Source organism: Brevibacterium sp. NPDC049920 (genome assembly GCF_040656435.1).
Taxonomy (GTDB): Bacteria; Actinomycetota; Actinomycetes; order Actinomycetales; family Brevibacteriaceae; genus Brevibacterium; species Brevibacterium pityocampae.
Genome location: NZ_JBFAMF010000007.1, coordinates 39,943 through 63,400, shown reverse-complemented (window position 1 = coordinate 63,400; position 23,458 = coordinate 39,943). Strand labels below are relative to the sequence as shown.

General features: G+C 71.9%; 23 protein-coding genes and 1 pseudogene. 13 read left to right on the top strand and 11 right to left on the bottom strand.

The annotated features are described in order from the left end of the window. The first annotated feature begins 28 nt into the window (after positions 1-28). The 4 genes from AB0I45_RS08740 (at position 29) to AB0I45_RS08725 (ending at position 2,847) form a co-directional block, all read left to right on the top strand. Positions 29-316 carry a DUF6480 family protein gene (locus AB0I45_RS08740; protein ID WP_295687517.1) on the top strand — a complete coding sequence of 96 codons (288 nt, stop codon included), beginning with the start codon at positions 29-31 and terminating at the stop codon, positions 314-316. 10 nt (positions 317-326) lie between these two features. Further along, entirely contained in the window at positions 327-1,235 is a 909-nt protein-coding gene (locus AB0I45_RS08735) for an SDR family oxidoreductase (RefSeq protein ID WP_137319347.1), read from the top strand. 425 nt (positions 1,236-1,660) lie between these two features. Then, a complete protein-coding gene (locus AB0I45_RS08730) occupies positions 1,661-2,086 on the top strand; it encodes a hypothetical protein (protein ID WP_295687511.1) in 426 nt (141 codons plus the stop codon). 11 nt (positions 2,087-2,097) lie between these two features. Further along, positions 2,098-2,847 (top strand): hypothetical protein, encoded by a 750-nt coding sequence (locus AB0I45_RS08725; RefSeq protein ID WP_295687508.1) that lies wholly within the window; start codon positions 2,098-2,100, stop codon positions 2,845-2,847. A gap of 35 nt (positions 2,848-2,882) precedes the next feature. On the opposite strand, the gene AB0I45_RS08720 is transcribed toward AB0I45_RS08725, so the two are convergent. The 5 genes from AB0I45_RS08720 to AB0I45_RS08700 all read right to left on the bottom strand — a co-directional run bounded on the left by AB0I45_RS08720 (position 2,883) and on the right by AB0I45_RS08700 (position 8,101). Further along, entirely contained in the window at positions 2,883-3,536 is a 654-nt protein-coding gene (locus tag AB0I45_RS08720) for an MBL fold metallo-hydrolase (protein ID WP_295687505.1), read from the bottom strand. A 91-nt stretch (positions 3,537-3,627) separates the two neighbouring features. Further along, a complete protein-coding gene (locus tag AB0I45_RS08715) occupies positions 3,628-4,704 on the bottom strand; it encodes an NADH:flavin oxidoreductase/NADH oxidase (RefSeq protein WP_295687502.1) in 1,077 nt (358 codons plus the stop codon). Between the two features lie 73 nt (positions 4,705-4,777). Beyond that, positions 4,778-6,445, bottom strand: a complete 1,668-nt coding sequence (locus AB0I45_RS08710) for a DASS family sodium-coupled anion symporter (RefSeq protein WP_137319343.1) — start codon at positions 6,443-6,445, stop codon at positions 4,778-4,780. An 80-nt stretch (positions 6,446-6,525) separates the two neighbouring features. Continuing rightward, positions 6,526-7,299: an alpha/beta fold hydrolase gene (locus tag AB0I45_RS08705; RefSeq protein WP_137319342.1), complete on the bottom strand. Its 774-nt coding sequence runs from the start codon at positions 7,297-7,299 to the stop codon at positions 6,526-6,528. 163 nt (positions 7,300-7,462) lie between these two features. Beyond that, positions 7,463-8,101 (bottom strand): thymidine kinase, encoded by a 639-nt coding sequence (locus AB0I45_RS08700; protein WP_137319341.1) that lies wholly within the window; start codon positions 8,099-8,101, stop codon positions 7,463-7,465. Positions 8,102-8,227: 126 nt separating this feature from the next. Here AB0I45_RS08700 and AB0I45_RS08695 point away from each other — a divergent pair, with 126 nt between their 5' ends. The 4 genes and pseudogenes from AB0I45_RS08695 to AB0I45_RS08680 all read left to right on the top strand — a co-directional run bounded on the left by AB0I45_RS08695 (position 8,228) and on the right by AB0I45_RS08680 (position 12,396). Then, the gene (locus tag AB0I45_RS08695; protein ID WP_295687497.1) at positions 8,228-10,453 is read left to right on the top strand and encodes an NADP-dependent isocitrate dehydrogenase; all 2,226 of its coding nucleotides are present in this window, start codon (positions 8,228-8,230) and stop codon (positions 10,451-10,453) included. Positions 10,454-10,624: 171 nt separating this feature from the next. After that, positions 10,625-11,098 carry a LapA family protein gene (locus tag AB0I45_RS08690; protein ID WP_295687495.1) on the top strand — a complete coding sequence of 158 codons (474 nt, stop codon included), beginning with the start codon at positions 10,625-10,627 and terminating at the stop codon, positions 11,096-11,098. Next, positions 11,098-11,940 (top strand): annotated as a pseudogene (locus tag AB0I45_RS08685) (rhodanese-like domain-containing protein); the annotation flags it as partial. The gene AB0I45_RS08690 and the pseudogene AB0I45_RS08685, both read left to right, overlap by 1 nt. Before the next feature lie 132 nt (positions 11,941-12,072). Beyond that, the gene (locus tag AB0I45_RS08680) at positions 12,073-12,396 is read left to right on the top strand and encodes a putative quinol monooxygenase (protein WP_295687589.1); all 324 of its coding nucleotides are present in this window, start codon (positions 12,073-12,075) and stop codon (positions 12,394-12,396) included. Between the two features lie 63 nt (positions 12,397-12,459). On the opposite strand, the gene AB0I45_RS08675 is transcribed toward AB0I45_RS08680, so the two are convergent. Together AB0I45_RS08675 and AB0I45_RS08670 are read right to left on the bottom strand one after the other, a co-directional pair. After that, positions 12,460-12,954, bottom strand: coding sequence for an OsmC family protein (locus AB0I45_RS08675; protein ID WP_295687492.1), 495 nt, complete (start codon positions 12,952-12,954; stop codon positions 12,460-12,462). A 119-nt stretch (positions 12,955-13,073) separates the two neighbouring features. Further along, positions 13,074-14,447 carry a PLP-dependent aminotransferase family protein gene (locus tag AB0I45_RS08670; protein ID WP_295687490.1) on the bottom strand — a complete coding sequence of 458 codons (1,374 nt, stop codon included), beginning with the start codon at positions 14,445-14,447 and terminating at the stop codon, positions 13,074-13,076. Positions 14,448-14,589: 142 nt separating this feature from the next. On the opposite strand from AB0I45_RS08670, the gene pdxS reads away from it, so the two are divergent. Further along, positions 14,590-15,474: a pyridoxal 5'-phosphate synthase lyase subunit PdxS gene (gene pdxS / locus AB0I45_RS08665; protein ID WP_295687488.1), complete on the top strand. Its 885-nt coding sequence runs from the start codon at positions 14,590-14,592 to the stop codon at positions 15,472-15,474. An 11-nt stretch (positions 15,475-15,485) separates the two neighbouring features. Further along, positions 15,486-16,115, top strand: coding sequence for a pyridoxal 5'-phosphate synthase glutaminase subunit PdxT (gene pdxT, locus AB0I45_RS08660; protein ID WP_295687485.1), 630 nt, complete (start codon positions 15,486-15,488; stop codon positions 16,113-16,115). A 161-nt stretch (positions 16,116-16,276) separates the two neighbouring features. On the opposite strand, the gene AB0I45_RS08655 is transcribed toward pdxT, so the two are convergent. After that, positions 16,277-17,485, bottom strand: a complete 1,209-nt coding sequence (locus AB0I45_RS08655) for a putative sulfate exporter family transporter (protein WP_137319333.1) — start codon at positions 17,483-17,485, stop codon at positions 16,277-16,279. Then, positions 17,482-17,613, bottom strand: a complete 132-nt coding sequence (locus tag AB0I45_RS08650) for a hypothetical protein (RefSeq protein ID WP_295687480.1) — start codon at positions 17,611-17,613, stop codon at positions 17,482-17,484. The genes AB0I45_RS08655 and AB0I45_RS08650 overlap by 4 nt, the downstream gene beginning before the upstream one ends. A gap of 282 nt (positions 17,614-17,895) precedes the next feature. Here AB0I45_RS08650 and zupT point away from each other — a divergent pair, with 282 nt between their 5' ends. After that, complete coding sequence (gene zupT / locus AB0I45_RS08645; RefSeq protein WP_254668756.1) at positions 17,896-18,693, top strand: zinc transporter ZupT; 798 nt, start codon at positions 17,896-17,898, stop codon at positions 18,691-18,693. A 70-nt stretch (positions 18,694-18,763) separates the two neighbouring features. Continuing rightward, positions 18,764-20,452, top strand: coding sequence for an FAD-binding dehydrogenase (locus tag AB0I45_RS08640; RefSeq protein WP_345031570.1), 1,689 nt, complete (start codon positions 18,764-18,766; stop codon positions 20,450-20,452). Between the two features lie 194 nt (positions 20,453-20,646). Here AB0I45_RS08640 and AB0I45_RS08635 read toward each other — a convergent pair whose 3' ends face one another. Beyond that, positions 20,647-21,555: a diacylglycerol kinase family protein gene (locus AB0I45_RS08635; RefSeq protein WP_295691115.1), complete on the bottom strand. Its 909-nt coding sequence runs from the start codon at positions 21,553-21,555 to the stop codon at positions 20,647-20,649. A 14-nt stretch (positions 21,556-21,569) separates the two neighbouring features. Continuing rightward, positions 21,570-22,724 carry a C40 family peptidase gene (locus AB0I45_RS08630; protein ID WP_295691116.1) on the bottom strand — a complete coding sequence of 385 codons (1,155 nt, stop codon included), beginning with the start codon at positions 22,722-22,724 and terminating at the stop codon, positions 21,570-21,572. Positions 22,725-22,940: 216 nt separating this feature from the next. Here AB0I45_RS08630 and AB0I45_RS08625 point away from each other — a divergent pair, with 216 nt between their 5' ends. Further along, the gene (locus AB0I45_RS08625) at positions 22,941-23,444 is read left to right on the top strand and encodes a hypothetical protein (RefSeq protein WP_137319327.1); all 504 of its coding nucleotides are present in this window, start codon (positions 22,941-22,943) and stop codon (positions 23,442-23,444) included. The last annotated feature ends 14 nt before the right edge of the window (positions 23,445-23,458 follow it).

The window sequence follows — 23,458 nt, the reverse complement described above, 5'->3', positions numbered from 1 at the left end:
CGTCGGCCGCGGAGAGGACGAGTGCGATATGAGCACGAACGACCCCTGCAGCACCCCCGATCCGATGAACACCGAGCACACGGAGCAGAACCCGAACCTCGACCCCGACCCACGCGGGGATGCCGACCTCGAACCCGGGGGCGGCGTCCGGCCCGGCGACACTCCGCCGGAGTCGCAGTCGGCGACCTCGACACCGCCTCACCAGCCCGAGGCCTCGTCGTCGGGCTCGAAGGGTCCCGTGATCGCGATCGTCCTCGTGGTCGCCGCACTGGTGTTCCTGTTCATCGCCTATGCCGTCGGCATCTTCGGTTCCTGAGGAGGCTCCCATGACCGACACCCAGCACACCGACCAGCTCACCTTCCAGAACCCCGTCACCCGCTTCCCGGAGATCTCACCGCCGCAGCAGGATCAGCCCGAGCCGGGCCTCGACCAGCAGCTCGCTCCGCAGACCGACCGCGGACAGCACTCGTACCGCGGGACCGGCCGCCTCGAGGGCAGGCGGGCCCTCATCACCGGCGCCGACTCCGGCATCGGCGCCGCCGTCGCGATCGCCTTCGCCCGCGAAGGCGCCGACGTCGCACTGTCGTACCTCCCGGCGGAGGAGGCCGACGCCCAGGAGATCAAGGGGTTCATCGAGGACTCCGGGCGCCGCGCGTTCCTCTTCCCCGGGGACATCTCCGACCCCGCCTTCTGCACCACGCTCGTCGAGCAGGCGGTCGAGGCGCTCGGCGGCCTCGATGCGCTCGTCAACAACGCGGGTCGGCAGATCGCCGTCGAGGAGTTCGCCGAACTCCCCGACGAGCAGTGGACGCAGACCTTCGCGACGAACATCCACGCGATCTTCCGGATCTCCCAGGCGGCGGTGGAGCACATGCCGCCGGGGTCGACGATCGTGAATTCGACCTCGGTCCAGGCCTACGAGCCCTCGGCCCATCTGCTCGACTACGCCTCGACCAAGGCGGCGATCAACAACTTCACCAAGGGTCTGGCCCAGTCGCTCGCCCCGCAGGGCATCCGCGTCAACGCGGTGGCCCCCGGGCCGATCTGGACCCCGCTCCAGGTGTCGGACGGGCAGCCGAAGGAGGCGCTGCCGGAGTTCGGGAAGAGCACACCGCTCGGCCGTGCCGGCCAGCCCACCGAGCTCGCACCCGCCTATGTGTTCCTCAGCTCACCGGAGTCGAGCTATGTGCTCGGTGAGACGCTCAACGTCAACGGGGGCATGCCGACTCCCTGAGGTCCCCGGCACACCGCGTCCCGGCGCACCCCTGGTCGACCCGCTGCGGCCGCGGTCGGCGCGGATGAGACGAGAATGAGACACCCCGCATTTCGTCTCATTCTCGTCTCATCGCAAATGCATAGCCTTACGGTTATGAATGGACAGCGACGTCGATCCTCGCTGGCAGGTTCCGGGACCAGGCATACGACCCGGCGCCCTGCCTCCGGCCCGGTCGGCCCACGCGGGGCGCGTCGGCTCGGCCGGTGGGCGCCGTGGTGGTGGACGGCGCTCGCCCTCGCCCTCGTCTGCGTCGCCCTGCGGCAGCGCCGCGCCTGGACGCACCTCGTGCTCGCCGCGACCTCGTCTGAATCATCATCGACGACTCCTTCGAGCTCCACGAGAACTGGGGCGGAGCGCTGTCCGACCGGTTCGCCATCCCCCACATGCTCGGCGTCCGCGGTCACGACATCGGCGAGCTCATGGCCTGGGGTCTCATGGGGCTGCCCGTGCTCATCGCGCTGGTCTTCGCGTGGTGGTTCTCCTCCGTGCACGCCCGCCGTCAGGCCTGGGTGGTCATCGCCGGGATCGCACTCATCGCAGTGTTCGCCGCCGGAGTCGACATGCTCACCCAGGCGTCCTACTGGTGGGGGTGGACCGTCCGACAGCGGTACCTCCTCGACCTCGCCGAATCCGCGGGGGAGCTCGCTTCGATCAGTGTGATCATGCTCTCCTGCCTGTGGTTCGTGTTCATTCAGGGCCGCCCCCGCTACGGCCGGCACTCGGTCCACCACCGCCCGCCGGGAGATCCGGCCCCCCGATCCATCGACACGCCCCCACCGGCCCGCACCTCGGGCCCGGACGACCGATAGGCTGGTCCGTCATGCAGATCTCAAATGTTCGAACAACTGTCCGCGACCTGCTCGGTCGGCGGGCGGTCTGGTGGTGGGCAGCGATCATCGCTTCGGTGATCGTCCTCGCTGTGCTCATCGGGTTCGACATGCTCCACCGGCTCAACACGACGCGCGGGGCCTTTCCGGCGTTCGCCGACCCGCTGTTCAACGCCGACCGCGACCGCGGATTCGCCGAGACGCTCGGCTATCTCCAGCTCGTCGTGGCCGCCGGTGCGCTGATCTACACCGCGCTCCACCTGCCGCGGGCCCGGATCCATTACGCGATCGCCGCGGCCTTCCTCGTCGTCATCGCCGACGACAGCCTCGAGCTCCACGAGAACTGGGGCGGCGCGCTCGCCGAACGCTTCGGGTTCGAATCGGGGCTCGGGCTGCGCGGTCAGGATTTCGGCGAGCTCCTGGCCTGGGGCCTCATGGGGATCCCGGTGGTGCTGGCGCTCGGCATCTCGTGGATCCTCTCCGGCGCCCGGGCACGCCGCCAGGCGTGGGTGATCGTCGCCGGGCTCGCGGCCCTCGTGCTCTTCGCCGCCATCCTCGACATGCTCCACCCGGCCTCCGGCCTGTGGGGCTGGCCGGAACGGCTGCGCTACGGGGTCACCCTGCTCGAGGTCGTCGGGGAGATCGGCTCGATGATCTTCATCATGGCCGCCTCGCTCTTCTTCGCACTGCGCCAACGCGTGGAGAAGGCCGAGCGGCGAGCGGACCGCCCCGCTGCCGGCTGAGAAGCGTCACCGCGCAGGCCCGGCGGGGCGGATCCTCACCACCCGCGCTTGCGCCACTGCGGGACTTGCGGGCGCTCCGCGCCGAGGGTCGTCGTGTCCCCGTGCCCGGGCAGCACCCGGACCTCGTCGTCGAAGCGGTCGAAGATCCGCTCCTCGAGGTCGGTGATGAGCGACTCGAAGTCCTCAGCGCTCCACGTCTTCCCCGGCCCGCCCGGGAACAGGCTGTCGCCGGAGAAGATCACGGTCGTGCCGCCGGAGTCCCGGAGCACGTACGCGATGGAGCCCGGCGTGTGGCCGCGCAGCTCGACGGCCTCGAGCCGAAACCCGGCGAACTCGAGCGTGTCCCCGTGGGCGATCCGCTCGTCGATCCGGGCGCCGGACTCCTCCTCGATCGCGTCCGCGTCGTTCTCCCCGGCCAGCGTCCGCGCGTCGTGCTCCGCGGCGGTCTCGCGCAGCGCCCGCACGTGGTCCCAGTGGCGGTGGGTGGTGAGCACCGTGGTGACGCGGGTGCCGTGCGCGGAGTCCTCGGCCCCTGCGGCGAACAGCTCCCGGATCGCGGGGACGTCGTCGGCGGCATCGATGATCACCTGCTCACCGCTCGTGCGCGCGGTGAGCAGGTAGACGTTGTTCTCCATGTCGGAGACGGACGTCGCGCGGATGACGACGTCGCTGAGTGCGAGCGGTTCCATGGTTCTCCTCCTGTGGTCGTATCGGGTTCTGCGGGTGGCCCCGGTGCTGCCGGGCACCGTGTGATCGTGCCCCGGGTTCGGTCCGGGCTCCTCACCACTTCCCGCGGGTGTACTGCGGCGGGTACGGGGCCTCGCGCCAGCCGACCCCGAGCGCATGGGCGGCGCGCTGCGGCCAGCTCGGCTCCCGCAGCGCGGCCCGGGCGAGCAGCACGACGTCGGCGTCGCCGGTGACGAGCACCCCCTCGGCCTGGGCGGGCTCGGTGATGAGTCCGACGGCGCCGGTGGTGACCCCGGCCGCGGCGATCTCCCCGGCGAGCGGGACCTGGTAGGACGGGCCGAGCGGGATGTCGGCGAGCACGTTGCCGCCGCTCGACACATCGACGAGGTCGACGCCGGCGGTCTGGAGCCGCACGGCGATCTCGGTCGCCTCCGCGACGTCGAAGCCGCCCTCGGTCCATTCCGAGGCGGAGATCCGCACGAGCACCGGCATGGTGTCCGGGACCTCCGTGCGCACCGCCTCGACGACCTCGAACAGGAACCGGGCGCGGTTCTCGAGGGAGCCGCCGTACTCGTCGCTGCGCGTGTTCGACAGGGGCGAGAGGAACTCGTGGATGAGGTAGCCGTGGGCAGCGTGGATCTCGACGGCGTCGAAGCCGGCGCGCTCGGCGCGAGCCGCCGCCGCGCCGAAGGCGGCGACCGCCTCCTCGATCTGCGCGAACGTCAGGGCGCGCGGCGCGGCGAGCCCTTCGAACGGGGCCTCCGTCGGTCCGACCGCCTGCCAGCCGCCCTCGGACTCGGGGACCGAACCGGTGGGCTCGCCGACGAACGGCCGGTACGTGCTCGCCTTGCGTCCGGCGTGGGCGAGCTGCACGGCGATCGCCGCCCCCTGCGAGTGGACGAACTCGACGACCCGCGACCAGGCCTGCGCCTGCTCGTCGTTCCACAGCCCGGCGTCCTGCGGCGAGATCCTGCCCTCGGGGACGACGGCCGCGGCCTCGGTGATGATGAGCCCGAACCCGCCCTGCGCCCGGGCGCCGAGATGGACGAGGTGCCAGTCGGTCGGCACGCCGTCGCGGGCCTCGCACGAGTACTGGCACATGGGCGCGAGCCAGATCCGGTTGCGCACGGTGAGGCCGCGCAGGGTGATGGGGTCGAAGAGTCGGGGCACTGGGTCTCCTGGTCGTGTTTCGGTGCGGACGGTGGGTCGGTGCAGAGGTGCTCGGCGCGGTGCGCCGGAGCGGTCAGTAGGCGATGCCGAACACCCAGGTGGCCAGGGTCATCGTCACCAGGGTGATGAGGACGACACCGACGAGGTTGAGCAGCACGCCGCCCTTGACCATCTGCGCGATCGTGACGTAGCCCGATCCGTAGGCCACCGCATTGGGCGGGGTGGCCACCGGGAGCATGAAGGCGCAGGTCGCCGCGAGGGCGACCGGGATGGTCAGCAGCAGCGGATCGATCTCCAGGCCGACGGCGACCCCGCCCACCACGGGCAGGAACGTCGCGGCCGTCGCCGTGTTCGAGGTGATCTCGGTGAGCAGCAGGATGCCTGCGGCGAGGATGAGGACGAGGACGAGGACCGGCACGCCCGCCAGGCCCTGCGCCGATTCGCCGATCCAGTCGGTGAGCCCGGAGGACGAGAACTGGGCGGACAGCGCGAGGCCGCCGCCGAACAGGAGCAGCACGCCCCACGGGAGCTCGACGGCCGATTCCCAGTCGAGCAGCCGGACCCCGCGCTCGGCGCCGGCTGGGACGATGAAGAGGAGGATGCCGACGACGATCGCGATCCCGGCGTCGGAGATCGGCGGCTCCTCGAACACGAGCGGGATGGTGATCCACGAGGCGGCGGCGAGGACGAAGATCGCGAGCACGAGCTTCTCACCGAGCGACATCGCGCCGAGCTTCTCCTTCTCCGCCGCGATGAGGTCCCTGCCTCCGGGGATCCGATCGGTCTCCGGCTTGAACAGCACCTTGACGAGGAGGAACCACGTGATCGCCATCATCACCAGCGAGAGCGGCACGCCGACGAGCATCCACTGGCCGAAGCCGATGGTGATGTCGTGGTTCTCCTGGAGGTACCCGACGAGCAGGAGGTTGGGCGGGGTGCCGATGATCGTGCCGAGCGAGCCGACGGAGGCCGCATAGGCGATGCCGAGCATGAGGGCGGTGCCGAAGTTCGAGCGCAGCACGCTCGATCTCACCGATTCCCCGCCGGGGCTGTCGACGGCGGCCTCGGAGTCCCCGTCCGCCTCATCGGCCTCGCTGACCTCGGCGAGGGATTCGGAGTCGGAGTCCTTCTCCATCGCCTCGTTGACGAGGACGAGGACGGACAGGCCGATCGGCAGCATGAGCACCGCGGTGGCGGTGTTCGACACCCACATCGAGAGGAAGCCGGTGGCGATCATGAAGCCGGCGATCATCGCCCCGGTGCTCTCCCCCATGAGGGAGAGGACGAACAGCGCGATCCGCCGGTGGAGGTTCCAGCGCTGCATCGCGAGCGCGATGAGGAACCCGCCCATGAAGAGGAAGATCGTGTCCGAGCCGTAGCTCGCCCCGACCGAGGACACCGTCGCCGGCTCCTCCTCCGTGCCGCCGAGCAGCGGGAACACGACGAGCGGCACGAGCGCGGTCGCCGGGATCGGGATCGCCTCGGTCATCCACCACACCGCCATGAGCCCGGCTGCGGCGGCGGTGACGCGCGCGGCCTGCGGCAGGTCGTCCGGCATGATCACCCAGAGCAGGACGGCGGCGAGCAGTCCGCCGACGAATCCGATCCAGCGGATCCGGGTGGTGCCGAGGGAGAAGCCCTCGGCCCGCTCACCGGGTGACTTGAACTCTCTCTCCGTATCGCCCTGCGGCAGCGGTGCGTAGCGCGCCGCGTGCTCTCCGGCGGGTCGGGTCGATGACATGGTGTCCTCTTTCGCTCTCATCGGTCGGGCAGCGGTGATCGGGCGGTCCGGGCTGTGCGCTCGGGCCGGCGGCGACGTGCTCAGTCGAGCCGGGCACCGAAGAATCCGGAGAGGTGCTCGGCGACGAGCTCGGGGTGCTCGGCGACGGGCAGGTGCGCGGAGTCCGGGACGACGGCGAAGAACGAGCCGTCGATCTGCTCGGCCAGGGCGCGCATCGCCTCGGGCGGGTTGCTCGGGTCCTGGGCACCGGCGAGCAGCAGGAGCGGCACGGTGATCGCTCCCACGGAGCCGCTGAGGTCGAAGCCGGCGAGCGCCTCGCAGCAGTCGATGTAGCCCGCGTCGTCCGTCGCGGCGAGCATCTCGAGGACGATCGGCCCGGCCGCGATGTCCTCGTCGAGGAATCCGGCGGCGAACCAGCGGTCGGCGGTGTCCGGCACGAGGGAGCGGGTGCCGTCGGAGCGGACGTCGGCGATGCGCTGCTCCCAGGTCGCGGCATCGCCGAACCGCGGCGCGCAGCACAGGGCGGCGGCGGCGCGCACCCGATCCGGAGCGCGCAGGGAGAGGGCGAGGGCGATCCCGCCGGAGATCGAGATCCCGGCGTAGAAGAAGGAGTCGGCCCCGAGCTCGTCGGCGATCTCGAGGACGAGGTCGCAGATCTGCTCGATCGTCACCCCGGGGACCCGAGGGCTGCGGCCGTGGCCGGGCAGGTCGAAGGTGACGACGCGGAAGTCGTCGGCCAGACGGTAGGCGGGACCGGCCCACAGCGACCCGGTGGTGCCGAGCGAGGGACCGAGGATGAGGACGGGGGCAGCGGGGTCGGCATCGTTGATGATCGAGTAGGCGAGCTGTGACATCGGCGCTTCACTCCCAGCGGGTCGACACTGATTCCGGCGGTTCACCCCTACTGTATCGGCAGGTCCGGACGCGGGCGGCGGTATCCGGCCCGCGCCTCGGCCCCGGCATCCCCGGTCCGCCGGCCGTCGGTGCCCCGGCCCGCCGGCACCTCCGCGCCCCGGGTCAGTCCGCGTCGCGCGGGAGACCGGCGGACTCCGCGGCGTAGCAGTGCGCGCACAGCGACTCGTAGGTCACCTCCGCGCCGTCGATCGCCACCTGGTCGCCGTCGAACACGAACCGGCCCTCGACCTTGCGGCCGTTGAACAGCGCCTTGCGCCCGCAGCGGCAGATCGTCTTGAGCTCTTCGAGGGTGTGCGCGATCTCGAGGAGGCGGGCGGAGCCGGGGAACGCCCGGGTGCGGAAATCCGTGCGGATGCCGTAGGTCATCACCGGCACCTCGTGGCGGACCGCGATCCGCAGCAGGTCGTCGACCTGGCGCGGCTCGAGGAACTGCGCCTCGTCGACGAACAGGCAGGCGACCGGGGCGAGCGGCATGTCGAGGTGCGTGAGGAGGGCCGACGGGTCCTCGAGCCCGGCGGTGTCGAGGAAGCGCCGCTCGACGTCCTCCCCGGCGCGGATGAGGAAGTCGACGCGCCTGCGCACCCCGAGCCGGGACACGACCTCGTCGTCGCCCTTGGTGTCGAGGGCGGGCTTGGCGATGAGCACCCGCTGATCGCGCTCCTCGTAGTTGAACGCGGCCTGGAGCAACGCGGTCGATTTGCCGGAATTCATCGCGCCGTAGCGGAAATAGAGCTTGGCCATGACCGTGCGCACTCCCCTCTGCCCTGTCGCGGCATCCCGAACCGACGCCCTCCAGCATGGTACCGATCCGCCCTCACAGTAGAATCGGTGCGTAAACCCCCTACACGATCTGAGGTTGTCCACCACATGGCAAAGATCATCTACACCCGCACCGACGAGGCGCCGCTGCTCGCGACCTATTCGCTCAAGCCGATCGTCGAGGCCTTCGCGACCACCGCCGGCGTCGAGGTCGAGACCCGCGACATCTCGCTGGCCGGCCGGATCATCGCCCTGTTCGGCGACCGACTCAGCGCCGACCAGGCGATGGACGATGCGCTCGCCGAGCTCGGCGAGCTCACCCAGTCGCCTGAGGCCAACATCATCAAGCTCCCCAACATCTCCGCCTCGGTGCCGCAGCTCAAGGCCGCGATCGCCGAGCTCCAGTCGCAGGGCTACGACATCCCGGACTACCCGGAGGAGCCGTCGACGGACGAGGAGAAGGACGCCCGTGCCCGCTACGACACCGTCAAGGGCTCGGCCGTCAACCCGGTGCTGCGCGAGGGCAACTCGGATCGCCGTGCGCCGAAGGCCGTGAAGAACTTCGCGAAGTCCCACCCCCACTCGATGGCCGAGTGGTCGAAAGATTCGAAGACGAACGTCGCGACGATGGCGGCCGACGACTTCCGCGCGAACGAGAAGTCGCACGTGTTCGACTCCGCCGACACCGTCACCATCCGCCTGCGCACCGCCGCCGGCACCACCGACCTCAAGACCTTCGACGTGCTCGCCGGGGAGATCGTCGACGGCACCTTCATGAAGGCCTCCGCCCTCGACGCGTTCCTCCGCGAGCAGGTCCGGGCGGCGAAGGAGCAGGACGTCCTGTTCTCCGTCCACCTCAAGGCGACGATGATGAAGGTCTCCGACCCGATCATCTTCGGCCACGTCATCGAGGCGTTCTTCCCCGAGGTCTTCGAGCAGTACGGCGAGCAGCTCGCCGCCGCCGGCCTCACCTCCGACAACGGGCTCGGCGCGATCCTCAGCGGACTCGACGCGCTGCCCCAGGACGTCGCCGAGGGCGTGCGCACCGGCATCGAGCAGGGCATGAGCAGCGGCCCCGCGCTCGCCCAGGTCAACTCCGACAAGGGCATCACCAACCTCCATGTGCCCAGCGACGTCATCGTCGACGCCTCGATGCCGGCGATGATCCGGATCGGCGGCAAGATGTGGGGCCCCGACGGCGGCGAGGCGGACACCCTCGCCGTCATCCCGGACTCCTCCTACGCCGGGATCTACCAGACCGTCATCGACGACTGCCGCGCCCACGGCGCCTACGACCCGACGACCATGGGCTCTGTGCCCAACGTCGGCCTCATGGCGCAGAAGGCCGAGGAGTACGGCAGCCACGACAAGACCTTCGAGATCACCGAGGCCGGCACCGTCGAGGTCGTCGACTCCGCGGGCACGGTGCTCTTCAGCCACGAGGTCGAGCCCGGTGACATCTGGCGCGCCTGCCAGACCAAGGACGTCCCCGTCCGCGACTGGGTCAAGCTCGCCGTCACCCGCGCCCGCCTGTCCGACACCCCGGCCGTGTTCTGGCTCGACGAGACCCGGGCCCACGACCGCAACATCAAGGCCAAGGTCGAGGAGTACCTCGGGGAGCACGACACCGATGGCCTCGACATCCGGATCATGAGCCCGGTGGAGGCGACCCAGTTCTCCCTCGACCGGATCCGGAAGGGCGAGGACACGATCTCGGTCACCGGCAACGTGCTGCGCGACTACAACACCGACCTGTTCCCGATCCTCGAGCTCGGCACCTCGGCGAAGATGCTCTCCGTCGTCCCGCTCATCAACGGCGGCGGCCTGTTCGAGACCGGAGCGGGCGGCACCGCGCCCAAGCACGTCCAGCAGCTCACGGAGGAGAACCACCTCCGCTGGGATTCGCTCGGCGAGTTCTTCGCGATCGCGGAGAGCTTCCGCCACCTGTTCACCTCGGAAAACAACGCGCGCGCCGGCGTGCTCGCCGACACCCTCGACGACGCGACGGAGACGTTCCTCAACGAGAACCGCTCGCCCTCGCGCAAAGCCGGGGAGATCGACAACCGCGGCAGCCACTTCTACCTCGCTCTCTACTGGGCCGAGGAGCTCGCGCAGCAGACGGAGGACCGGGAGCTCGCCGAGGCGTTCACCCAGATCGCCGAGCAGCTGCGGAGCAGCGAGCAGGCGATCACCGAGGAGCTCCTCGCGGTGCAGGGCTCGCCGGTGGACCTCGGCGGCTACTACCACCCGGATGAGGAGAAGGTCGCCGCGGTGATGCGGCCCTCGCAGACCTTCAACGACATCATGCGGGGACTGGAGAAGAAGGACGTCTGACCGTCCGTCCCACCCTCCCGGCGAGACGGCAATATCCTGCGGTTCCTGAGAACGGAACCGCAGGATATTGCACTTTCAGGGCCGCGGTGACGTGCGACAATGGAGGGCAACGGCCCCTGTCGGCGCGCTCCTCCCGGGCTCACCGACCTGCCGCCCCCATCGACGAAGGACATGAGTGCAGTGACCGATCCGTACCGCTCCCCCGACCCGGCCGGCGACCGGCTGTTCGACGACACCCGCGCCTCCGATCCCGCACCCGAGGCGCCCGCCGGCACTCACCCGCCCGCGCGCCGGGACGTCCCGCCGGAGCACGACGAGCGCCGCGACGACTCCCGGCACCGCCGCCCGGCCACCGAGCCGCGCCGCTCGGCCGGTGTGTCCGCCGGGGTGTGGATCGCGCTCATCCTCGGCGCGGTGATCCTCGTCCTGCTGCTGATCTTCATCATCCAGAACAACGTCACCGCGCAGTTCCAGTACTTCGGCTGGGAGTTCAGTCTGCCGCTCGGCGTCGCGATGCTCCTCGCCGCAATCGCCGGGATCCTCGTCGCCGGGCTCGCCGGCTCCGTGCGGATCGCGATCCTGTCCCGCCGACTCAAGAAGGCCGACCGCTCGCTGGCCGAGGTCGAGCGCATCCTGGACCGCTGATGGGTGCCGCACCGCTGCCGCCGGAGTCCGCGCTGCCGGGCATGCTCGTCGACGTCGACTGGCTCGCCGACCACCTCGACGACCCGCAGGTGCTCGTCGTCGACGTCACGGCCTTCCTCCTCCGCACCGACACCGGGGTGCGCGCAGAATCCGGGGCGGGCGCCTTCCGGGCCGGACACATCCCCGGCGCGGTGTTCGCCGACCTCGTCGACACCTTCACGACCTCCGAGCCGGTCCGCTTCACCGCGCTGTCGAGCCCCGCGTTCGCCCGCGCCGCCGGCGGCCTGGGGATCGACGCGGACGTCGACGTGGTCGTCTACGACCACGGGGAGAGCGAATGGGCGACCCGCCTGTGGTGGAACCTCCGGCTCGAGGGCCACGATCGGGTCGCGCTGCTCGACGGCGGCCTGCCCGCCTGGCGGGCGGCCGGCCATCCGCTGGGCACCGGAGATGCGCAGCCGGTGCCACGCACCTTCACCGCGCGGCGCCGCCCGGAACTGCTCGCCGACGCCGCCGCCGTCGAGTCCGCGACAGGCGCGGGAGTCCCGGTGGTCAATGCGCTCGACCCGGACGCCTACTCCGGGCGCACCCGCCCCTACGGCCGCCCCGGCCACATCCCGGGCAGCACGAACGCGTTCTTCCGCGAGCTCTACGACGAGGACCGCGACCATCGCCTCGTCCCGGCCGAGCAGGCGCGCGCAGTGCTCGCCCCGACCGGGATCCTCGACTCCGCGGCCGCCCCGATCGCCTACTGCGGCGGCGGCATCGCCGCGACCCTCGTCGCCTTCAGCGCCGCCCGCCTGGGCCGCCCCGACGTCGCCGTCTACGACGGGTCGATGACGGAGTGGGTGGCCCAGGGCCGTCCCCTGGAGACGACTCCCGACCGACCCGCGCCACCCCGCACCCTCGTCCGTCCCGACACCCGGTACGATCCGCACCAGCACCGCGATCGACCGGACACCACAGGAGGAATCATGTACTTCATCGTCGTCAAGTTCCGTGTGAAGCCCGAGGCCGCCGAGGCGTGGCCGGAGATCGTGCGCGACTTCACCGAGGCCACCCGCGCCGAGCCCGGGAATCTGTGGTTCGACTGGTCACGCAGCCTCGAGGACCCGCACGAGTACGTGCTCGTCGAGGCCTTCGCCGACGACGACGCGGCCGCCGCTCACGTGGGCAGTGCGCACTTCGCGACGATGCGCGAGGAGTTCCCCCAGCACCTGCAGTCGACTCCGCGGATCATCTCCCGCAAGATCGAGGGCGAGGGCTGGGACGCGATGGGCGAGCTCCAGGTCGACTGACCGCTCGGCCCGGGCGATGGCCTCGGCCCGGCGAGTGACCGCTCGCCCGGTCGACGACCCGGCTCAGTCCGTGACTTCGGCCCGGGACGCGATCCGCACCGCGGTCGGGTGCTCGACGGTGCGCGACACCGTGCAGTGCTTGTCGTGGGACAGGCGCACGAGGCGCTCGACCATGCCGGCCGCCGTCCGGCCGGCCTCGTCGTCGGGGAAGGCGAGATCGAAGTCGATGCCGATGTCGGTGAGCCGGGAGGCGCCGTCCTCCTCGATCTTCCGCCCGCTCGCGGTCGCCCCGAATCGCTGCGGTTCGGTGCGCCGCGTCGTCACGGTGTCGACGTCGATCGCCGAGCATCCTGCGATCGCCGCGAGCAGCAGCTCGACCGGGGTGAGGAGCCCTTCCCCGCGCCCGAACTCCACCGCAGCACCGTTCGCGCCGACGGCCCGGTAGTGGTTCTCCGCCACCCGGGTGAGCTCGACGGAGTGCGTGGGCGCAGCAGCCCGGGAGGAATCGACGGGCGTGGGGTCCTGGGGTGCTCCGGCACCGGTGCGGGGATCATTCATGCGCCCATGGTGGCACACGCCACCAGGGCGCACCCGCCACCACCTCCGCCGCCACCACCTCCGCCGCCGGCACTGCAGCAGACCGCACAGTCGCAGACCGCACCACCCCATCCCGCGGCTCAGCCGCACCCGGCGATCACCGCGAAGACTTCCCGGAGCTGGACGGGCGCGGCGTTCGCATGGGCGATGACGAGTCCGTGGCGGCGCGGTGCGCCGGACCAGCCGGCGGCGAGATCGCCCACCCGGATCCCGCGGACGGCGAGCGCACGGTGAGCTTCGCGGGTGGCCTCGGCCGGCATCTCCACGACGAGTCCGCGGCCGCGGTGCACGAGTCCGGGCAGGTGCGAGAACTCGGCGACGACCGTTTCCGCGGCCCGCAGGCGTCGGCGCCCGCGAGCGATCCGCCGGCGCAGTCCCCCGGCGGCCAGGTACTCCGCGAGCGCGTGCTGCATGACGGGCGGCACCGCCGGGCCGAGGCGCTCCCGGGCCGCACGGATGCGCGTGCCCTCCGGCCCGCGCGCCACGATGTAGCCCGTGCCGACCGCGGCGGTGAGGACCGTGGAGAAGGTCCCGATGTGCACGACCCCGCCGCCGGGCGCGGAGTCGAACAGCGGCGGCACCGCAGGTCCCAGGTAGCGCGCCTCGCTGTCGTAGTCGTCCTCGATGAGGAGCATCCCGGCATCGGCGGCCCACCGGCACAGCGCGGCGCGGCGGCCGGCGGGCATCGCGGTGCCGTAGGGGAACTGGTGGTTCGGGGTGACGAGCGCGGCCTCGGGCGGGCGGCCGGGAGTCCTGCCGGCGGGCACCGCGCCGGCGAGCCCCTCCGGGGGCAGCCCTTCGGCGTCGACGGCCACCGGGACGAGCTCGACTCCGTGCAGTGCGCGGCGCAGGCCGGGGAATCCGGGGTCCTCGACCACGAGCCTGTCGGCACCGATCGCCGAGAGCACGAGTGCCACCCCGTCCCGCGAGCCGGCGGTGACGAGGATGTCCTCGGCCTCGACGACCATTCCGCGCATGACCCGCAGGTGCTCGGCGATCGCACGGCGCAGCGGTTCCTCGCCGAGCGGGTCGGGAGGGGCCGGCCTGACGTCGAGGGCCCGGCGCCAAGCCGTGCGGAACGCCGCCTCCCCCAGCGGCGACTCCCCGCCGCGGCCCGGCCGCAGATCCACCCGGACGGCGGGGACGCGGGGCACCGGGGAGCTGCGCGGCGCGCTGGGAGCGGCGAGCGCGGCGGCGGGCAGCTCGGGGTCGATGACGGTGCCGCTGCGCGGACGCTGGACGACGTAACCCTCGGCGGCGAGCTGGGCGTAGGCGGTGTCGACGGTGCCCCGGGAGACACCGAGCGCCTCGGCGCAGGCGCGCGCCGAGGGGAGCCGGTCGCCGGGGGCGAGCCGGCCGGCGGCGACGGCGGCGCGGATGCCGCGGATGATCTGCACCGGCAGCGCGATGCCCAAGGAGCGGTCGAGGTCGATGCGGAGGTCGTTGCGTGCCACAGGCCCAGTCCATCACATCTGGCCCAATGGAGTGAGATGATTCTGGCACTTCTCCTGGTCCACATCCGGATCTAGCGTGACGAGTGACGCTCCATCCACGCACCCGCACCCGGCGCGAGCACCCCACCCACCGAGGAGAACCATGACGACCGTCGCCCAGCCCCTGCTCAACACCGGACTCGCCCAGATGCTCAAGGGAGGGGTGATCATGGACGTCGTCACTCCCGAGCAGGCCCGGATCGCCGAGGCAGCCGGCGCGGTCGCGGTGATGGCGCTCGAGCGGGTGCCCGCCGATATCCGCGCGCAGGGCGGGGTGGCCCGGATGAGCGATCCCGACCTCATCGCCGGAATCATCGACGCGGTGTCGATCCCGGTCATGGCGAAGGCGCGGATCGGCCACTTCGTCGAGGCCCAGGTGCTCCAGACGCTCGGTGTCGACTACATCGACGAGTCCGAGGTGCTCTCGCCGGCGGACTTCGTCAACCACATCGACAAGTCCGGCTTCGAGGTGCCGTTCGTGTGCGGGGCGACGAACCTCGGCGAAGCGCTGCGCCGGATCACCGAGGGCGCCTCGATGATCCGTTCGAAGGGCGAGGCCGGAACCGGGGACGTGTCCGAGGCGATGCGCCACATCCGCACGATCACCGGCGAGATCCGGGCGCTCGCCGCACGCAGCGAGGACGAGCTCTTCGTCGCGGCGAAGGAGCTGCAGGCACCCTACGAGCTCGTCTCCCGGGTGGCGCGCGAGGGCGCGCTGCCGGTGGTGATGTTCGTCGCCGGCGGTATCGCGACCCCGGCGGACGCGGCGATGATGATGCAGCTCGGGGCCGACGGCGTGTTCGTCGGCTCGGGGATCTTCAAGTCCGGGGACCCGGAGAAGCGGGCGCGGGCGATCGTCGAGGCGACCACCCACTACGACGACCCGGACACGATCGCCCGGGTCTCCCGCGGCCTCGGCGAGGCGATGGTCGGGATCACCGTCGGGGAGCTGCCCGCCCCGCACCGGCTGGCCGAGCGCGGGTGGTGATCCCGGCTCCCGTGATCGGCGTCGTCGCGCTCCAGGGCGCGGTGTCCGAGCACATGCGGACGCTCACCGGGCTCGGCGCCGAGGTCCGCCGGGTCACCAGGCCGGAGCACCTCGCCGGGCTCACCGGGCTCGTGCTGCCCGGTGGGGAGAGCACCGCGATGGTGCGCCTCGCCGCTGGGACCGGGCTGTTCCCGGCGCTCACCGACGCGGCACGCGCCGGTCTGCCGGTCCTCGGCACCTGCGCGGGCCTCATCCTGCTCGCCCGGGAGGTCGAGGACGGTGCGGCGCTCGAGGGCTTCGCACGCGTCCCCGTGCTCGACATCACGGCCCGCCGCAACGCCTACGGCGCGCAGCGCGAATCGTTCACCGCGCGGGTCGCGCTGCGCAGCCGCAGCGCCCCCGGGACGGACCCGGACGACGGGCCGGACGCCCCGGATCGGGAGATCGACGCGGTGTTCATCCGGGCACCGCAGGTCACCCGGGTGGGTCCCGGGGTCGAGGTGCTCGCCGCGCATGCCGGATGTCCGGTGCTCGTGCGGCAGGGGGCGGTCATGGCGGCGGCCTTCCACCCCGAGCTCACCGCAGACCCGGCGGTCCACCGGCTGTTCCTCACCGCCGCCGCGGCCCAGCCGGTGCACTGACGCGATTCCCGGGTCACCCCAGTGCGGTCACCGGTCTCCGCGGTCGTTCCAGTGCGGATACCGTCCGGTCAGCGCACTGGAACGACTGCGGAACCTCGCACTCCCGGGCCGCCGGGCCGCCGGGCCGACTGGGCCGACCGGGCCGACCGGGCCAGTGGCCCTCAGAACTGGAAGGAGCTGAAGAGCAGCACCGCGAGGCCGAGGCCGGCGACGAGGTTGACGAGGGTGGCGGCGGCGAACACGAGGATCGGCTTCCAGCCGGCCTCGCGCACCGAGGACACTGTGAATTCGAGTCCGATCGACACGAAGGCGAGGCTGAGCGCCCACACCTGGAGCTCCTTGGCCGCATCGAGGCGCGGTTCGAGCACCGCCGGGTCGACCGTCACACCGAGCACCGTGGCGACGATCGAGGCGAGGAGGAAGCCGAGGACGAACTTGGGGAAGCGATCCCACACCATCGCCCAGGCGCGCGGCTTGTGCCCGGACGCACTCGCGGTACCCGCACCGTCACCGGCAGCTGCACCGTCACCGGCAGCAGCAGCCACCCGGTCGACGCGCAGCGCGAAGAACAGGGTGAGGAGGACGGCGACGAAGCCGAGCAGCGCGTTCTGCGTGACCTTGACGATCGAGGCGATCTGCAGCGGCTGCTCGCCGGCGACCGCACCGGCGGCGGTGACCGCCGCGGTGGTGTCGATGTTGCCGCCGATCCACGCGCCGGTCACCGCCGGTGGCAGCCCCATGAGGGAGGCGAGCCACGGGAGCAGGAAGATCGAGGGCACGGCGAACACGATGACGAGCGTCGCGGTGTAGGCGAGCTGCTCCTTCTTCGCCCGCACCGCACCGGCGGCCGCGACCGCGGCGCTCACGCCGCAGATCGACAGCGCCGAGGCGAGCAGAGCGCGCAGGCGGTCGTCGAGTCCGAGCACCCCGGCGAACCACCAGGTGAAGGCGAAGACGATCGCGATGAGGCAGATCGCCTGCATGACCGCCGGACCGAAGGCCTTGACGAAGATCGCGAAATTGATCGTCGCGCCGAGCAGCACGAGCCCGATCTTGATGAACAGCTCCGTCCGGAACGCGGCGTTCATCCGATCGCGCACCCCGCACAGCGAGAGCACCGCGTTGCCGAGGAACCCGAGGGCGATCGCGTAGATCGGGTACTCGATCGACTGCGCGACATCGCCGAACCACGTCCCGGCGGTCGCCTCGGGGACGGTGTCGGTGAGGAGCTGCACGAGGGCGGCGAGGCCGAGCACCACGACCGCACCGGCGATCGTCCACCCGGTGCGGGCACGCGGGGATGCCGGCGCTGCGGGCGCCTCGGCGGAGGTGGTGGCGGGTGCGGGCCCTGATGCGTCGGTGCGGCTCACGGGATGAGGTCCGCGCTGATGAGGCCGAGCAGGCACGCGCCGAGGAGCAGGAGGCCGATGATCGTCGCGGTCCAGTCCTCGTTCAAGGAGAACTTCCCGTAGTCGTCCGGTGAGCTGTCGTCGTCCACGCCCGTATCCCTTCCTCGCTCGGCCCGCCCCGCCCGAGCCGGGCGGCGCCACCTCATCCTATGAGCGTCCGCGACCGCACCCTCCCAGCGGTCTGCCGGGGTCGGGCAGAATTCATCCTCCCGTCACCGGGCGCCGGATCCGCGCCGCCGCTGTCCCGCATCCCGTCCCGGCGTGTGAGCCGGTCCACATTTGCTCACCTGCGCACATCACGACTTGTGCAGGAGCGATCCGAATCGCTAGAAATTGAGGATCGCCGAGCGGACGGATCGAGGAGGGATCGAGTGGAGAACGTGCTCTTCGCCTTCGCGCTCACGCTCGCCGCCGGCGTCGCGACGAGCCTCGGCGGTCTCATCGCGATCCTCGGCGGCGGCGGTCGGTCGAAGCGCTTCCTCGCCGCCGCGCTCGGATTCTCCGGCGGGGTGATGATCTACATCTCGCTCGTCGAGATCCTGCCGAAGGCCGCGGACTCGCTCGCCGAGGAGCACTCCTCGCAGGCTGCGTCCTGGATGGCGGCCGGCGCCTTCTTCGCCGGCATCGCCGTCGTCGCGATCATCGACCGGCTCGTGCCCGACACCGTGAACCCGCACGAAGTCCCCGGCGACATCCACGAGGAGCGGCCCCGGGAGCGCGCGCTGCTGCGGATGGGCACCTTCACCGCGGTCGCGATCGCCGTCCACAACTTCCCTGAGGGCTTCGCGACCTTCGTGTCCGGCCTGCAGGACCCGCAGATCGCGGTCCCCATCGCCGTCGCGATCGCCATCCACAACGTGCCCGAGGGCATCGCGGTCGCCGCCCCGGTCCATCACGCCACCGGGTCGCGGGGCCGGGCGCTGACCCTCGCGACGCTCGCCGGGCTCGCCGAGCCGGCCGGCGCGCTCATCGGGTTCGTGCTCCTCGCACCCTTCATCACCCCCACCCTGTTCGGCCTCGTGTTCGCCGCGGTCGCCGGGATCATGGTGTTCATCTCCTTCGACGAGCTGCTCCCCACCGCGCAGCGCTCCGGACACCATCACCACGCGGTGTACGGGCTCATCGCGGGCATGGCGGTGATGGCGGCCAGCCTGCTCCTCATGATGTGAGGCGGACGATGTGAGGCGGGCGCGGCCGGTACGCTGGGACCCCACCGACCGCGCTGCCCCGGGAGGCACCATGGACACCGACGTCCTCGTCATCGGCACCGGACTCTCCGGGCTCGTCGCCGCGACCCAGGCGGCCCGTGCGGGAGCACGCGTCGTCCTCCTCGACCAGGAGGGTGAGCAGGACCTCGGCGGGCAGGCGTACTGGTCGTTCGGCGGCCTGTTCCTCATCGACTCCCCCGAGCAGCGACGGATGGGGATCCGCGACTCCTTCGAGCTCGCCCGGGCCGACTGGATGGGCTCGGCCGGCTTCGAGGAGCACGATGTGTGGCCGCGCCGATGGGCGGAGGCGTACCTCGACTTCGCGCACGGGGAGAAGCGGGCGTGGCTCCACGCGATGGGCCACCGGTTCTTCCCCGTCGTCGGCTGGGCCGAGCGCGGGGACGGCACCGCCGACGGCCACGGGAACTCCGTGCCCCGATTCCACATCACCTGGGGCACCGGCCCCGGCGTCGTCGCGCCGTTCCTCGCCCGCACCAAGGAGCTCATCAGCGCCGGCCGGCTGCAGGTCCGCTTCCGCCACCGGGTCGACGCACTCCTCACCGGGCCCGGTTCCGTCACCGGCGTGCGCGGCTCGCTGCTCGCCCCCGATGACAGCCCGCGCGGCGTCGCCTCGAACCGGGAGGTCACCGGGGAGTTCGAGCTGCGGGCCGGCGCGACGGTCATCGCCTCGGGCGGGATCGGCGCGAACCACGCGCTCGTGCGGCAGAACTGGCCGACCGACCTCGGCACTCCCCCGCGCACCATGATCTCCGGGGTGCCGGAGTACGTCGACGGGCGGATGATCCCGATCGCCCAGGCCGCCGGCGCGCACCTGCTCAACCCCACCCGGATGTGGCACTACACCGAGGGCATCCGCAACTGGGACCCGGTGTGGGCCGGCCACGGGATCCGGATCCTACCCGGCCCCTCGTCCCTGTGGCTCGACGACCGCGGACGGCGGCTGCCCGTCCCGCTGTTCCCCGGCTCCGACACCCGGGCCACGCTCAAGCACCTGCGGGAGATCGACGCGGAGCACTCGTGGTTCGTCCTCAACCAGCGGACCATCGAGAAGGAGTTCGCACTCTCGGGCTCGGAGCAGAACCCGGATCTGACCGGGAAGTCGGTCCGGGCCACGCTCGGGCGGGCGCGCGCGGGGGCGACCGCGCCGGTGGAGGCGTTCAAGCGCCACGGCGAGGACTTCGTCGTCGCAGATTCCCTCGAGGAGCTCGTCGCGGGGATGAACGCGCTCACCGGGGCCGAGGCGGGGGCCGGCGCGGGGGCCGGGGCCGGCACGGGTGCCCGGCACGTGCTCGACCCGGTGGAGATCCGGCGCATCGTCGAGGCGCGCGATGCCCAGGTGGAGAACGATTTCGGCAAGGACGCCCAGCTCGCCGCGATCCGGCAGGCGCGCGGGTTCCTCGGCGACCGGCTCATCCGGGTCGCCCCGGTGCACCGGATCCTCGACCCGGAGGCCGGACCGCTCATCGCAGTGCGGCTCCACATCCTCACCCGCAAGACCCTCGGCGGCCTCCACACCGATCTGCAGGCACGCGTGCTCGATGCGACCGGGACGCCGATCGACGGCCTCTACGCCGCCGGTGAGGCCGCCGGATTCGGGGGCGGCGGCATGCACGGGTTCAACTCGCTCGAGGGGACGTTCCTCGGCGGCTGCCTGTTCTCCGGCCGGGTCGCCGGCCGCGCCGCCGCGGCAGCGGTCTGAGCCGAGGCTCCTGACCCGGTGCGCGCTCTGCTGACCCGGCGCGCACCTCGAGCGCGGGGCACCTGCCCGGACCGTGGTGGAAACGGCGGACAGTGGTGGCATCGATGCCACCATTCCAGCACGGAACCACCACAGTCCGCAGCGCGCACTCGCGGGGCTGTGCCGGCGCGCCGGTGCGTGCGGGGTCGGAGCGTTCAGACTGCCACGGACAGGGCGCCCGGGAGCACGGAGATGCGCAGCCGGGCGACGTTCGGGAACGGTTCGCCGTCGAGGTGGATCGGTGCCGGTGCCGCGGGGACGATCTCCACCCAGGCGCACCGGTGGTAGGCGAGCACAGCAGGCGCCTCGTCCTGTCCGAGCAGCCCGAAGCAGGCGATCCGCGCCCAGTCCCGCACGCTCCGCGGCGTGCACACGAGCAGCTCGAGGTCCCCGGCGTCCGGAGCGGCGCGCGGGAACACGCGGATCAGCCCCGGCAGGCCGGCGACGTTCCCGGCGAGCACGCTCCACGCCGGGCCGCGGAACTCCCCGTCGTGCCACCGCACGTGCACCCGGGTGCCGGCATCACCGAGGTGCCGGAGTCCGGCGACCAGGTAGGCCGGCCAGCCGAGGACCCGTTTGGCCCGGTCGGTGAGCCCCATGATCGTGGCGGCGTCGCGGCCGAGGCCGACTGCGGCGAGGAACACCTCGCGCACCTCGGCGCCGGTTCGGGTACGGATGACGGCGATGCCGACATCGGCGCGTCGCACCTCGGGGGCGAACTGCCGCGAGACGCTCGCCGGGCCCGGGGTGATGCCGAGGTTCCGGGCGAAGAGATTCGCGGTGCCCGTCGGCACGAGGGCGAGCGGCGGGAGGTCCGCGCCCTCCCCCTCGACGGCCATCATGCCGCGCACCGCGGAGCGCACCGTGCCGTCGCCGCCGACGACGACGATCCGGGCAGCACCCGCACAGACCGCGGCAGCGGCCTGCTCCGCCCCTTCGTGCACCGGGGTGGTGCGGTGCAGGGTCCACGGGATGCCGCGGTCGGCGAGGAGCGCGGTGAGCTCCGCGCACCGCCGGCGGCCGCTCGCGTGGATCGGGTTGAGGACGATCGCCCAGGGGCCCACGTGCTCTGCTCGGGTCAGAGGTACCGCTTGATCCCGGAGAACTGCTTGCCGCGGTCCCAGGCCCGCCAGTCGACGATCTCGACGCTCTTCGAGGCGTTGGGGGCGTGGATCATCTTCCCGTGCCCGAGGTAGATGCCGACGTGGTGGACGGCCCCGCGGCCGCCGTTGCCGGCGAAGAAGATCAGGTCGCCGACTGCGAGGTCCTTCACCTTCACCGACTTCTCCGCGCGCGACTGGGGGCCGGAGTCGCGCGGGATCTCGATGCCGTGGGCGCGGTGCACCGCATAGGTGAAGCCCGAGCAGTCGAACCCGGAGGAGGAGGTGCCGCCCCACAGGTAGCGCACCCCGAGGAAGTCCTTCGCGGTGGACACGAGCTCGGAGGGCTTGGGCTCCTCCGGCCCGCTGCCGGCCGGGTGGAGGTCGACGTCGCGGGTGGGCGCCCAGCCCTTCGCTCCGTCGGGCAGCGCCACCCGCACCCGGTCCCCGGCTCGGGCGAGCACGGGCAGCTCGGCGTTGAACGGCACGTGCTCGACCGCGCCGCCGGTGGGCCGAGCGGTGACCTCGGTGGTGCTGCTGGTGACGATCGCGGTGCTGTGGGCGTCGAGCGCCCGGTCGAAGTCGCGGTTCTCCACGAGCTGGCGGGTCGGCACCCAGCCGGGGTAGCCGTGCTCGTCCCCCGGGCTCTGCTGGCGGGCGACGGCGACCTTCGCCCAGTCGTCGGAGATCTCGAGGATCCGCACCTCGTCGCCGTAGACCGCTTGGGTCTGCGTCCGCCCGGTGAGCGCACGCCGCACCTCGGTCGTCGACAGGTTCGTGCTCCATTCCCCGGTCCGCACGGGGTTCGCGAGCGCCGGTGCATCGATGCGGCGCGGTGAGGAGGGCTTCGTCCACAGGGTGGCGACGGTGACGTCGACGAAAGCGGTGTCCCCGGCCTCGAGACCGGCGCCCGGGGTCGCGGTGGGGCCGGCGACGGGGGTCCGGTCGATCGCGCCGGCGGACAGGCCCGGGGCGGCACCGGCCGGCACTGCGACGCCGGCGAGGAGGCCGATCCCGAGGACGGCGGCGCTGAGACCGCGGCCCACCCGGCGACGGGGAGCACTGCGGGAGGACTGAGCAGCGGAGGTCCGAGCAGCAGCGCTCTGACGGACAGCAGGCAGGGGTGCAGGCATGGGTGCGTCCTAAGGAGTGGGAAGTGGGACAGCTGCCGACAGTGTAGACATGCCGATCCGCGGCTCCCCACCGGGAATCGCACTGGTGCGGGCCATCGTCACGGAATCGTGACTCTGCCGCGCGACTCCCCTACCGGAGGAGCCCGAGTCCCCGCCGCGCGATCCGTACCCCGCGAGATCCCACGATCCGCACGCCCGCGGTGGGACAATGGGTCCATGGTCCCGGCAGGCAGCATCGCGGCGCTGAGCGCGGCCCTCGGGTGCGGCAGCGACGAGGTCTCCGTGCTCGAGGCGATGCTCGTCATGGAGGAGAATCCCGTCACCCGCTCCTGTGCGGGTGAGCTGAGCTGGGAGTTCATCAATTCCGGGGTGGACTTCGTGTTCTCCGACAGCACCCTGTCCGCGATCGGCATCCGCCTCGTCTACGACCGCAGCGGCGGCTTCAACGGCATCGCGGTCCCCTCGTGGCTCGTCGCCGATTGGCACCGCCGCCCGGGCCCGGCGGACATGCGCCGGGCGTTCGGCGAGCCCGTCGCAGCCGGGGAGACCGCTCGTGAAGAGGTGCGGCTGCCGGAATGGGAGGCGCTCGGCGAGGTCTCGCAGCGCACCCGTCCCGGCACGCTGTGGGAAGTGTTCGACCTCGCGGACGGGGTGATCCACGCCGACTACGACGACTCCCGCACCGTGCGCACCCTCACCCTCATGGCCGAACCCCGCTGAGTCCTCGCACCATC